The sequence below is a fragment of the Arcicella rosea genome (assembly GCF_040543805.1).
GTDB classification, from domain to species: Bacteria; Bacteroidota; Bacteroidia; order Cytophagales; family Spirosomataceae; genus Arcicella; species Arcicella rosea.
On sequence record NZ_JBEUMS010000017.1, the window covers coordinates 150,459 to 162,775 of the forward strand.

Annotated in this window: 10 protein-coding genes and 1 rRNA gene; 9 read left to right on the top strand and 2 right to left on the bottom strand. The window is 33.9% G+C overall.

What is annotated here, in order from left to right; all coding sequences use genetic code 11:
- Window positions 1-171: 171 nt before the first annotated feature.
- A complete protein-coding gene (locus tag ABID42_RS20035; protein ID WP_367285173.1) occupies window positions 172-2,445 on the top strand; it encodes a GH92 family glycosyl hydrolase in 2,274 nt (757 codons plus the stop codon).
- Window positions 2,446-2,488: 43 nt separating this feature from the next.
- Here the strand turns inward: ABID42_RS20035 and ABID42_RS20040 are convergent, their stop codons facing one another.
- A complete protein-coding gene (locus tag ABID42_RS20040; protein ID WP_367285174.1) occupies window positions 2,489-3,904 on the bottom strand; it encodes an aldehyde dehydrogenase family protein in 1,416 nt (471 codons plus the stop codon).
- Window positions 3,905-4,435: 531 nt separating this feature from the next.
- Here ABID42_RS20040 and ABID42_RS20045 point away from each other — a divergent pair.
- The 8 genes from ABID42_RS20045 to ABID42_RS20080 all read left to right on the top strand — a co-directional run bounded on the left by ABID42_RS20045 (window position 4,436) and on the right by ABID42_RS20080 (window position 12,117).
- A complete protein-coding gene (locus ABID42_RS20045) occupies window positions 4,436-4,819 on the top strand; it encodes a response regulator transcription factor (RefSeq protein ID WP_184134146.1) in 384 nt (127 codons plus the stop codon).
- Window positions 4,820-4,949: 130 nt separating this feature from the next.
- On the top strand, window positions 4,950-6,140 hold the full coding sequence (locus tag ABID42_RS20050) for a sugar transferase (protein ID WP_367285175.1): 1,191 nt from the start codon (window positions 4,950-4,952) through the stop codon (window positions 6,138-6,140).
- A 67-nt stretch (window positions 6,141-6,207) separates the two neighbouring features.
- A complete protein-coding gene (locus tag ABID42_RS20055) occupies window positions 6,208-7,416 on the top strand; it encodes a glycosyltransferase family 2 protein (protein ID WP_367285176.1) in 1,209 nt (402 codons plus the stop codon).
- 67 nt (window positions 7,417-7,483) lie between these two features.
- Entirely contained in the window at window positions 7,484-8,341 is an 858-nt protein-coding gene (locus ABID42_RS20060) for a glycosyltransferase family 2 protein (protein WP_323689772.1), read from the top strand.
- A 96-nt stretch (window positions 8,342-8,437) separates the two neighbouring features.
- The gene (locus tag ABID42_RS20065) at window positions 8,438-9,055 is read left to right on the top strand and encodes an acyltransferase (protein WP_323689771.1); all 618 of its coding nucleotides are present in this window, start codon (window positions 8,438-8,440) and stop codon (window positions 9,053-9,055) included.
- 16 nt (window positions 9,056-9,071) lie between these two features.
- The gene (locus tag ABID42_RS20070) at window positions 9,072-9,977 is read left to right on the top strand and encodes a glycosyltransferase family 2 protein (protein WP_367285177.1); all 906 of its coding nucleotides are present in this window, start codon (window positions 9,072-9,074) and stop codon (window positions 9,975-9,977) included.
- A 51-nt stretch (window positions 9,978-10,028) separates the two neighbouring features.
- Window positions 10,029-11,162, top strand: coding sequence for a glycosyltransferase family 4 protein (locus ABID42_RS20075; RefSeq protein ID WP_367285178.1), 1,134 nt, complete (start codon window positions 10,029-10,031; stop codon window positions 11,160-11,162).
- 70 nt (window positions 11,163-11,232) lie between these two features.
- Window positions 11,233-12,117, top strand: a complete 885-nt coding sequence (locus tag ABID42_RS20080; protein WP_367285179.1) for a glycosyltransferase family 8 protein — start codon at window positions 11,233-11,235, stop codon at window positions 12,115-12,117.
- 106 nt (window positions 12,118-12,223) lie between these two features.
- On the opposite strand, the gene rrf is transcribed toward ABID42_RS20080, so the two are convergent.
- Window positions 12,224-12,317, bottom strand: a 5S ribosomal RNA gene (gene rrf / locus ABID42_RS24005); the annotation flags it as partial.

Consider the following 12,317-nt stretch of genomic DNA (forward strand, 5'->3'; position numbering starts at 1 on the left):
CTGCTTTCTAAAAAGCAAAGCAACTAAAACATCATAAAAGCATAATACTATTTTTACATAAAAGAAGCTGAAAAGGCATTCAATTACATAAATTTCACGCACAAAAACCAACAGAATACACAAAACAAAGCCTTAACTTTAAAGGATTATCCAACATAAAAATTTATAAAAATGTTTAAACAATTTTTTCTCTGCTTATTTCTCATAGCAACCAATCTCGTTTCGTTTGGTCAATCCAACGAACATCCCGTCGATTATGTCAATACTTTGATGGGAACTGCCTCAAAACCAAGCTTATCTGCAGGAAACACATATCCAGCCATTGCACTACCTTGGGGAATGAATTTCTGGATGCCACAAACTGGCAAAATGGGCGACGGCTGGGCTTATACTTATGATGCCGACAAAATCAGAGGTTTTAAACAAACTCACCAACCAAGTCCGTGGATTAATGATTACGGTCAGTTCGTCATTATGCCAACGACTGGTAAACGAGTTTTTAAAGAAGACGACCGTGCCAGTTGGTTTTCGCACAAAGCCGAAGTAGCCAAGCCACATTATTACAGCGTTTACTTGGCAGACCACGACGTTACCACTGAAATCACGCCAACGGAAAGAGCTGCAGTTTTGCGTTTTACTTTCCCAAAAACCGATAAAGCTCACATCGTAATTGATGCTTTAGACAAAGGTTCTTATATCAAAATCATTCCAAACGAAAGAAAAATCATTGGTTATACCACCAAAAATTCGGGAGGTGTTCCTGATAATTTCAAGAATTATTTTGTGATTATTTTTGACAAAGCTTTCGCCAATACAAGTACTTGGAATGGCAAAGAATTAGTTGATAATGTACTGGAAATCAAAGATAATCATACTGGTGCAGTCATTGATTTTGCTACTGAAAAAGGCGAAAAAGTAAATGCAAAAGTGGCTTCTTCATTCATCAGTTTTGAACAAGCTGAAACCAATTTGAAAGAAGTAGGACAAGATAATTTTGCCCAAGTAAAAGCTAAAGCTGAAAAAATCTGGAATACTTCATTGAACAAATTGAAAGTAGAAGGTGGCACCGACCAACAAACTCGTACTTTTTACTCTTGTTTATACCGCACAATGTTATTTCCAAGAAAATTCTATGAGCTTGATAATCAAGGAAAAGTAATTCATTATAGCCCTTACAATGGCAAAGTATTACCAGGATATATGTTTACGGACAATGGTTTTTGGGATACTTTTAGAGCCGTTTTTCCATTCTTTAATTTGATGTTCCCTTCGCTGAACGCACAAATTATGGAAGGTTTAGCCAATACTTATGATGAAAGCGGCTTCTTACCAGAATGGGCAAGTCCGGGTCATCGTGATTGTATGGTAGGCTCAAATTCGGCTTCAATTATCGCCGATGCTTACTTGAAGGGCGGAAAAGGCTTCGACATCAATAAACTGTATCAAGCTTTATTGAAAAATAGTGAAAACGAAGGTCCTTTGAGTTCTGTAGGAAGGTTGGGAGTAAAGTATTATAATCAATTGGGTTACGTTCCTTATGATGTAAAAATTAATGAAAATGCTGCCAGAACGTTAGAATACGCTTATGATGATTTCTGTATTTATCAGTTGGCAAAAGCCTTAAAACGTCCACAGGAAGAAATTGACCGCTTTGCCAAACGTTCGCAGAACTATAAAAACTTGTTTGACCCCAGCACAAAATTAATGCGTGGCAAAAATCAAGATGGTACTTTCCAAACGCCTTTCAATCCTTTTAAATGGGGAGATGCTTTTACAGAAGGAAACAGCTGGCATTATACTTGGAGCGTTTTTCATGATGTTAACGGTCTTTCTAATTTGATGGGCGGAAGCAAAGGTTTTAGCAAAATGTTGGATTCTGTATTTGTTGTGCCTCCTGTTTTTGATGATTCTTATTATGGTTTTGTCATTCACGAAATCCGTGAAATGCAAATTATGAACATGGGAAATTATGCACATGGAAACCAACCAATCCAACACATGATTTACTTGTACAATTACGCTGGCGAGCCGTGGAAAACACAATATTGGATTAGAGAAGTAATGAATAAAATGTATCAACCAACACCAGATGGCTATTGTGGCGACGAAGATAACGGACAAACTTCGGCTTGGTATGTATTTTCGGCTTTAGGTTTTTACCCTGTTACTCCAGCCACCGACCAATATGTTTTGGGTACGCCATTGTTCAAAAAAGTAACATTATCGCTTGAAAACGGTAAAAAAATTACGATAAATGCTCCTGCAAACAACGAGCAAAACAAGTATATTCAAACGGTAAAATTCAACGGGTTACCATATTCTAAAAACTGGTTGAGTCACCAAAAGTTAACACAAGGTGCGACGATTGATTTCAAAATGTCGCCTACTCCTAACAAACAAAGAGGCGTAAATGCGGTTGATTTCCCTTTTTCTTACTCTAAGTAAAATCAAAAAGCCCAAATTACAAATTGGTGATTTGGGCTTTTTTTTAGAAAAATCGAATCGTTAAATCAATAATTTTTTGCTTAAAATTGCCGTAAGGTGGCATTAATAAATCTAATGCACTAACAGGCGACCACTGTTTCATCACAGCTCTGGCATTTGAAAAAGCTTTAAAACCATATTTTCCATGCGCCTTTCCAATTCCACTATTATTTGACCCACCAAAAGGCAATTCGTTATTAAAAAAATGTAAAGTATTATGATTGATAACCGTTCCACCAGCCCTTGTTTCACGCATTATTTTACTGATTACTTCGTTTTGCTTACTGAAAATATATAAAGCTAAAGGTTTTTCATGTTGTTGAATATGCTGAATTACTTCGTTTAAATCTTGATAAACCATTAAAGGTAAAATCGGACCAAAGATTTCTTCTTGCATAATAGCACTTTTTAGATTGACGTTCGATAAAACTGTTGGAGCGATAAATCGCTCTTCTGCATTCATTTCCCCTCCTATTTCTAACACTGCTCCATCCAAAATTGCATCTTGTAAATATTGTTTCAGGCGATTAAAATGCGTTTGATTAACAATCCGACTGTAGTCTTTCGATAGCGCTGGTTCTTCGCCATAAAACCCGATAATTTGCACTTTCAACAATGATAAAAACTCTTCTTTTACCTTTTCATGAACATATAAATAATCTGGCGCAATACATACTTGTCCGTTATTCAAGAACTTAGCCCATGCTATTCTCTTCGCTGCTTTGCTTAAATCGGCTGATTCATCTATAATCACAGGCGATTTTCCGCCTAATTCTAAAGTAACTGAACAAAGGTTTTCGGCAGCCGATTTCATTACTTTTTTTCCCAAAGCAGGACTTCCTGTAAAGAAAATATGGTTAAAAGGCAATTGCGTGAGATACGCTGCTATTGATGAATCTCCTTCAAAAACCGCTACTTCGTTTACTGGAAATATTTCTGCCAACATTTTCTTCATCAAAGCGGTAGAATTGGGCGTATGTTCTGATGGTTTTATTATCACACAATTACCCGCAGCGATGGCAGAAATCAATGGACCAAAAGTTAAATTAAACGGAAAATTCCAAGGAGAAATAATCAAAACGACGCCCTTCGGTTCATAATGAATGTAAGAAGAAGTACCCAAAAGTGTAATCGGACTAGCCACATAATGGGGTTTCATCCAAGCGTTCAAATGTTTTATTGCATGATTAATTTCGTTGGTTACAGTATAAATTTCGGTTAAATCTACTTCCGCTGGCGCTTTTTTGAAATCTTCAAACATCGCTTTTTGAATATCTTTTCTATATTGAAGTATCAAATTGAGTAAATTTTTCAATTTGGTTTTCCTTTCAAAAACATCGGTATTCCCAATGTTGTATTGATTTTTCAATTGTTCGGAAAAGATTGTATCAATCGTTTTTTCCCATTCTTTTTTTATCATTATTAATAAATTATTAGCAAACAGAAACCTGAGTGATATTAAACCATAACCTTAATAACTTTAGGTTAAAATTTTAGCAACATGCTGAAAGTAAACTCTTATTCGTCCAAAAAATCATAATCCAAAATATCAAATAGGAAAGTAACAATATTATATCAATATATTTATATTTGAAAAGTAAGTAAATGTGGATAGCAGTATTCTTTATATAAGTGCAAAATTTTTGATGTCCCCCTTTTTTGTAGAATCTGATTTGGAGGGTTTAAAAGCACAAAAACATTTGTTTGGCAAGGTAATTGATATTAACTTTAAGAGAGAATATTGAAATAATAACATTTTTTATATTATTGTGTTTCAATCATTTTTTTTTACGATATTTATTTAACTATTGATTTCAAATTGATTACTATTGTATAAAATAAACTAATACAAAAATGACTTCCTTTTGTCTATTAACGATAGAAGAACCCCTAAGTAATTGTACTCTCGTTTATTTTCGCAGTAAAGCTAAAAACTCAAGAACTAAGAATAATGAGCAACAGTAAATTGAAACTGCTAATCGTTGATGATGAAGCAAGTACTAGAAAAGTATTAGAGCACTTCTTGAACAAAGAATTTGATGTAACTGTCAAAAATGATGGAATGGAAGGAATGAACTGGTTAGATGCTGGAAACGATACAGATTTTATTATTGCTGACCTTAATATGCCCAATTTGGATGGGAAGGAATTTGTAAAAGTTGTTCGTGCAAGTAATTTATTCAGTAATTTACCCATCATTATTCTTTCTGGAACAGATGAAAGTAAAGAAAGAATAGAGTGCTTGAACCTTGGTGCTGACGATTTTATGTTAAAACCGTTTAATCCGATGGAGGTACACGCCAAAGTAAAAGCTATTTTACGCCGAGTAAAATAAGTAACGCCATTAACCATTTTATGAAAATTATTTAAAGGTTTACTCATCATCTGCTATCTCAAAGCTTGACAAAAAAGCAGTATCAATTATCGTGTAAGTCTTGATATAGAATTATAAAAATCACTAAAATATGAGTAGTATCCCACAGACTATATCATCACCAAAGGATGATTTTCCTATCAAAGTAATTCTGGTTGAAGATGAAGATTTTGTTGTGGTCAATTTTTTGAAAAAATTCGGTCAAAAGCTTCATATCAAGGTTCTCAATAACGCCGACGAATGTTTGGAGTTTGTTAAAAATACTTATCCCCCAGATGCTATCATTATTGCGAGGAATTTAGGCGGGCTAAAATTTTTAGAGACTATCCGAAAAGATAATTGGACGAAGAGTTTACCTGTAGTACTTACCAGCGACCACGTTACTCCTGGTCTTATCAAAGAAGTTATCGAGAAAAAAGGTGATGATATTTACCCAAAAGACTTCAGTAATGGCGATTTGGTAACTCGTTTAGAGTACTTTATCAAACGTCGTCATTATGTTGCTTCTCAGCAAACAAAGTCTAATATTTTAGAAGTAAAAATACCTTTTTGGAAACGTTTCATTGACGTTGCCTCAACAGGTTTTGCTTTATTGTTACTTTCTCCGCTACTTATTGTTATTTCCATCCTTATCAAATTAGATTCAAAAGGACCTATCGTTTACAAATCTAAACGTGTTGGAGCTGGCTATAAAATCTTTGAAATTTATAAATTCAGAACCATGCGTACTGATGCAGATCAGTTGATTAAAAACATGGAATCGCTGAATATGTACACAAAAGGTGCTACTGAAAAGAAAAAAGATGGACTTTGTGATGAATGTGCTATCATTGGTGCTTGCCAACAAAAACTCTATCTTGATGGAGAAGAAACTTGTGAAAAAATTTACTTAAACAAAAAGAAAGAAAAAGTAGCTTTCATGAAGTTCCAAAATGACCCACGTATTACCAAATTGGGTCGTTTCTTGAGAAATAGCAGTATTGACGAATTACCTCAGTTATTTAATATTTTCTTAGGAGATATGTCATTGATTGGAAACAGACCTTTGCCTTTGTACGAAGCTGAAAAATTAACGACTGACGATTATATTGAACGTTTTGCTGGTCCTGGCGGACTTACTGGTCTTTGGCAAGTAACTAAACGTGGTAAAGGCAAAAAGGATATGACAGAACAAGAAAGAATAGAATTAGACATTGAGTATGCTCGTAATTTCTCTTTTAAATATGATTTAAAGATATTCTTTATGACATTCCCTGCGCTGTTACAGTCAGAAAACGTATAGTTTAAACCAAGAAGAACTGCTTAAGCAAGTTGTCCTAATATTTTGATACCTTGTAAAACATCAAACTATGAAATTGCTATTTGAACTATGCTTTTGGATTTGTATAGGGCTTGTTTTCTATACTTATATCGGCTACGGTATCGTTGCTTGGATTTTTGTAAAAATCAGAAAGGCACTTGGACTTACCTTCAAGAAATATAATGATCCTGATTACTTACCAAAAGTAACCTTAGTAGTTCCTGCTTACAATGAAATGTCTTGTATTGAAGCAAAAGTAAAAAACACTTTTGGTTTAGATTATCCTTCCGAAAAATTTGAAGTACTCTTCGTTACCGAAGGTTCAAATGATGGCACTTCAGAATATATAGAATCCCTTCAAAATCAATACTCAAACCTGAGAATGATTGGCGGAGATACTCGTAGAGGTAAAATTGAAGCGATGAATATGGCAATGAAAACCATTGATACGCCCATCGTAATTTTTACTGATGCTAATACTACGTTAAATCAACTTGTCATCAAAAATATTGTAAGGCATTTTCAAGACCCTGTAGTTGGTGCAGTTGCTGGCGAAAAACGCATTCAAACAGAAGGCTCAGAAGCCGCTGCTGGCGCTGGCGAAGGTTTGTATTGGAAATATGAATCTTTCCTTAAAAAGCTAGACACAGAGCTTTATTCAGTAGTTGGCGCAGCAGGCGAGTTATTTGCTGTAAGAACCAATTTATTTGAACATGTTGAAAAAGACACACTACTTGATGATTTCATCATTTCCTTACGCATTGCAGCAAACGGTTTCAGAGTAATTTATGAACCAGATGCTTATGCTAGTGAAAGACCATCTTTCTCTATTCAAGATGAAATGAAGCGTAAAATCAGGATTGCAGCTGGCGGTTTCCAAGCCATTGCTCGTCTTGGTTTTCTTTGGAATATTTTCAAATATGGTTTGCTTTCTTTTCAGTATGTTTCACATCGTGCCATGCGTTGGGCGGTCGCACCATTTTGTCTTCCTCTTTTAGTATTAATTAACGCTATTATACTTTTTACAGGCGCTGAATTATTAGATATTTTTAGTTATCATCTTTTGATGATTGCTCAAATTGCCTTTTATATTTTAGCTTTACTTGGCTATTATCTTGAAAATAAGAAAATTAGAGTAAAAATACTTTTTGTTCCTTTTTACTTCTCTTTCATGAATTATTGCGCCATTAAAGGTTATTTCAGATATAAAAACGGATTAACTTCTGGGATTTGGGAAAAAGTAAAAAGAGCAGAATAAATACCTTTCAATATTCATACAATTATTGCTCGAAAATAGATTTGCTATTTCATAAATTGAAAAGACTATGATTAATTTTTCTTTACCAACTTGGGTAACACAAATACTAAGCAAACCACTGCGCATTAGCGAATACTCAGCTGCTGAAGTTGAAGAACTTAAGAAAAAATTATCTATATTTTCTAATGAAAACCCTGTCGTTTCAGTAGTAATTCCTGCTTGGAATGAAGAGGAAGGAATTTTACATACACTCATTTCACTTGCCAATACCAATACCAAATACCCTGTAGAATTATTAGTCATTGATAATAATTCTACGGATGGAACAGCCGATTTATTAAAAAAATTAGGCGTAAAAACCATTTTAGAAACCAAACAAGGTGTTGGTCATGCAAGAACAAATGGTTTGCATTCTGCCAAAGGAACTTACATTCTTACGGGTGATAGCGACACGCTATATCCAGCAGGTTGGATTACAGCGATGACAGATACTTTGGTAAATGGTGCCAATATTCCTGTTTATTGTGTTCATGGTAGTTACTCTTTTTTACCTGCTCCAAATACTCCACGTTGGCAATATGGCTTGTATGAAGTAATGAGTAGTTATGTTATCAAGAAGAAAGAAAAAACTCAGCCTTTTTTAAATGTTTTAGGTTACAATAGTGGCTTTATTCGCCAAAAAGGAATTGATGTAAACGGTTATGATATTGCTGTTCAAAGAACTTTTCGTGGTATTGCTGGTGATGATGCTGGACATGCTGCTGAAGACGGAATGATGGCATTAAGACTACAAGAAGCAGGCGGAAAAATTGCGGCAGTCGATGGTGATGATGGAAGAGTTTGGACGAGTGATCGTAGAATTCAAATAGATGGTGGACTGAAAAAAGCCCTTATTTTCCGTTTGAAAAAATATCTTTTTAAATAAAATTTAGACATAAATTAACTTAGTAAAAAAACAATGTTGCTTTCTGAGATATATCATTGATATATTTTCATAATTCATCACTCATAATTATTCCTTATGTCTATCGTTCAAACCATAAAATCTAGTCCCACTTTAAAAAAGTTTGTGCATTGGTGCTTGATTCCAAAATATCAAGCTCGTCCTAGGCTTTGGGTGAAGTGGTTTATCAATCCTTTTTTTCATAAAAAAGGGAAAGGTTCTGTTATTTGTCGAAGAACAAGAGTAGATGTATTGCCTTTTCAGCCCTTTTCTTTAGGTGATTTCAGTACTGTTGAAGATTTTGCCACCATCAATAATGGTGTTGGACCAGTTTATATCGGAAATAATTCAAGAGTTGGTATTGGCAATGTAATCATTGGCCCAGTAACAGTTGGAAACAATGTTATTTTCGCCCAAAACATCGTAATGAGTGGACTTAATCACGTTTATACAGATGTAACAAAACCCATTCATTTACAGCCAGTTACTACAGCAACAATTACTATTGAAGACGATTGTTGGATTGGTGCAAATGCAGTTATTACCGCAGGAGTAACTATCGGAAAGCATAGTGTAATTGCAGGAGGAGCTGTGGTTACAAAGAACATTCCTCCTTTTAGTGTTGCAGTGGGAAATCCTGCCAGAGTGATTAAGCAATATAATTCCGCAACCCAACAATGGGAAAAAGTAAGTTGAAAAGTAAAAGACTGATATGACAAATCATCTACCTAAAGTTTCTATAATTACTATCAATTTTAACGGTACAGCTGTTACCGCCGATTTGTTACGTTCACTAGAAAAAATCACTTATCCTTCTATTGAAGTAATTGTTGTTGATAATAGTAATAAAGAATTGGGTCATCAACTACCGATAGATTTTCCTTGGATAAAATACATTGAAACTGGTGAAAATCTTGGTTTTGCCGGTGGTAATAATCGTGGTATTGAAGCGGCAACAGGTGAATATCTTTTTTTACTTAATAATGATACAGAAGTTGATCCTGGTTTCTTAGAACCACTTATTGCTAGATTCCAAACAGATTCTAAAATAGGAGTCGTCTGTCCTAAAATTTTATACTTCGACGAACCTGATACTATTCAGTTTGCAGGTTTTTCCCCTATTAATCCTATCACTGGACGAGGTTTTTCTATCGGATATTTAGAAAAAGATAAAGGTCAACACGACAAAGCCATGCCTACTTCTAGGGCTCATGGAGCAGCAATGCTTTTTTCGAGAACAGCTTTCGATAAAGTTGGTTTTATGGCTGTTTTATTCTTTTTGTATTATGAAGAAATGGATTATTGTGAAAGATTTGTAAGGGCTGGATATTCAATTTGGTATGAACCAGCAAGTAAGATTTGGCATAAAGAGTCCATCAGTACAGGAAAAGGGTCAACATTAAAAACTTATTATTATAGCCGAAATCGTTTACTTTATTTAAGACGAAATACATTTGGCCCGCAACGGATATTAATGTTTTTGTATTATTTCTTAGTCGCTGTTCCTAAAAACTTACTTGGCTATGTAACAAAAGGCGATTGGGAGCATTTAAAAGCATTTTGGAAAGGCTTAATTTGGAACTTTAGTAATACTTCAAAAGACATTTACGATAAATAAGTTTTACGGAATTACATTCTGTAAAACAAAAATCAAAAAATCATTAGGCAAATGCGAATAGGAATAGAAGCACAAAGAATTTTTCGTAAGAAAAAACATGGAATGGACATTGTTGTCCTTGAAGTACTACGTGAGCTTCAAAAAATGAATACTTCTGATGAATACTTCGTTTATGCACAGCCTGATGCTGATATGAGTGCACTTCAGCCAAGTGATAACATGAAGCTACAAATTTCAAAAGCCGCTTCATACCCAGTTTGGGAACAAAAAATCCTTCCAGAATCATACAAAAATGATAAAGTAGATTTACTTCATTGTACAAGTAATACCGCTCCTATTTCCACTAAAATTCCATTAGTTGTAACAATTCATGACATAATTTATTTAGAAAAATGGATGATTACCGAAGGAACATATTACCAACGTTTCGGAAATTTATATCGTCGTTGGAATGTACCAAAAATTGCTAAAAAGGCAGAAATGATAATTACTGTTAGCGATTATGAAAGAGAACGTATTATTGAAGGGTTAAAAATTCCTGAAAATCGTGTAAAAACAGTTTATAATGCCTGTGGTAAACATTTTACTCCTGATGCAACACCACAAGAATTAAAAGCTTTCAAAGAAAAGATGAACTTACCCGATAAATTCATCTTGTTTTTAGGTAATACAGACCCAAAGAAAAATCTTCCAAATGTATTAAAATCAATAGGAATACTTCATCAACGTGGTCAGCTTGACTTTACATTAGTAATGCCAGACTTTGGGAAAGAACATTTACTTTCTATTCTGAAAGCTCAAAACAATGAGCATTTGATGAATAATATAATGTTGACAGGTTATATCCCTAACCAAGAGCTTCCAAATCTTTACAGGTTAGCTCAATTATTTTTATATCCTTCCTTACGAGAAAGCTTTGGCATTCCAATTCTTGAAGCAATGGGTTGTGGAATTCCCGTTATTACAAGTAATACTTCAGCTATGCCTGAAGTTGCAGGAAGAGATGCGATATTAATAGACCCCACTCAACCTGAAGAAATTGCCCAAATGATTGTTTCTGTATTAAACAACACAGCATTAAGAGCTAAAACAATTGCTTATGGCATTGAAAGAGCATCTCAATTTTCGTGGGAAAAAACAGCCAATCAAGTGTTAGATATATACAGAGATATTTTAAATAGATAACTATTTGATTTTTAAGCAATAGTCAAATAATGAATATATTGAAAATAAACGCCAATAAAAGCAAATTCCAATGAAGCCATTAAATATAGTTGTTGCTAGTGATAATCATTATATCATCTTATTGGCAGCTCTCATAAAATCAATTGAAGCAAATCTTTCAGAAGGTCATACTATTACCATTTATATTATTGAAGATAATGTTAGTAGTAATAATAAATTGAAACTTCAAAAGTCAATTGATACCAACATTACTACGCTCGTTTGGAAAGAAATGAATAGCGTAATTCCTGAAGGAATGAAGTTGCCATTAGATAGAAGTTCTTATCCTTTAAATATTTATATGCGTCTTTTCATCCCATATTTCATTCCAGAAGAAATAGAAAGAGTATTATATTTAGATGTTGATATGATTGTATTAAAAGATGTTGCTACCTTATTTGAAAATGACCTTGAAAAACATGTAATTGCCTCAGTATTAGACCCTAGAATTATCACATTTGATAATAGCTGGGGAGGAGTCTTAAATCACGATGAGTTAGGTTTGTCTGGAAAGACTCGCTATTTTAATACAGGTTTGATTTTAATGAATACGAAAAAATGGAGAGAGTTAAACATAACAGAAAAAATCATTGACTGCATTGATAATAATAAGAAATTTGCAAACTACCCAGATCAGTATGGATTAAATGTAATTTTAGCCAATCAATGGCTGGAGTTAAGTCCTCTTTGGAATCATTTTTCGACGATTTCTCCCAATGAAACACCTTATTTAATACATTTTGTAGAAAGAAAACCCATTTATAAAGCCTACAATTATAGCGAAGAATTCAAGAAAATTTTCTATTTCTATTTAAAACAAACAGAATGGAAGAATTTTAAAGCAATTGGAGAATCTCAGAGATACATAAAGAAAATAAAAAATATACTAAATAAGTTTAAGCCATCTTGGTTATAGTCAAAAATAAAGGTATCTCTAAAAGAGATACCTTTATTTTTGACTATCCCAATATCTTCAAATTAAAAAGGTTCTTGATATTACTATCAAGAACCTTTTTTAATGTTTTTGGGGTTTATTTACTTTCCCGCATATGATTGCAGTATCATCAACGGAACTGGGCTTAACTTCTCTGTTCGAGATGGGAAGAGGTGAACACC

Excerpts from the sequence above, each read along its gene's own strand:
- ABID42_RS20035 (WP_367285173.1), top strand. The coding sequence starts at position 172 with ATGTTTAAACAATTTTTTCTCTGCTTATTTCTCATAGCAACCAATCTC.
- ABID42_RS20050 (WP_367285175.1), top strand. The coding sequence starts at position 4,950 with ATGAGTAGTATCCCACAGACTATATCATCACCAAAGGATGATTTTCCT.
- ABID42_RS20075 (WP_367285178.1), top strand. The coding sequence starts at position 10,029 with ATGCGAATAGGAATAGAAGCACAAAGAATTTTTCGTAAGAAAAAACAT.
- ABID42_RS20070 (WP_367285177.1), top strand. The coding sequence starts at position 9,072 with ATGACAAATCATCTACCTAAAGTTTCTATAATTACTATCAATTTTAAC.
- ABID42_RS20055 (WP_367285176.1), top strand. The coding sequence starts at position 6,208 with ATGAAATTGCTATTTGAACTATGCTTTTGGATTTGTATAGGGCTTGTT.
- ABID42_RS20065 (WP_323689771.1), top strand. The coding sequence starts at position 8,438 with ATGTCTATCGTTCAAACCATAAAATCTAGTCCCACTTTAAAAAAGTTT.
- ABID42_RS20080 (WP_367285179.1), top strand. The coding sequence starts at position 11,233 with ATGAAGCCATTAAATATAGTTGTTGCTAGTGATAATCATTATATCATC.
- ABID42_RS20060 (WP_323689772.1), top strand. The coding sequence starts at position 7,484 with ATGATTAATTTTTCTTTACCAACTTGGGTAACACAAATACTAAGCAAA.
- ABID42_RS20045 (WP_184134146.1), top strand. The coding sequence starts at position 4,436 with ATGAGCAACAGTAAATTGAAACTGCTAATCGTTGATGATGAAGCAAGT.
- ABID42_RS20040 (WP_367285174.1), bottom strand. The coding sequence starts at position 3,904 with ATGATAAAAAAAGAATGGGAAAAAACGATTGATACAATCTTTTCCGAA.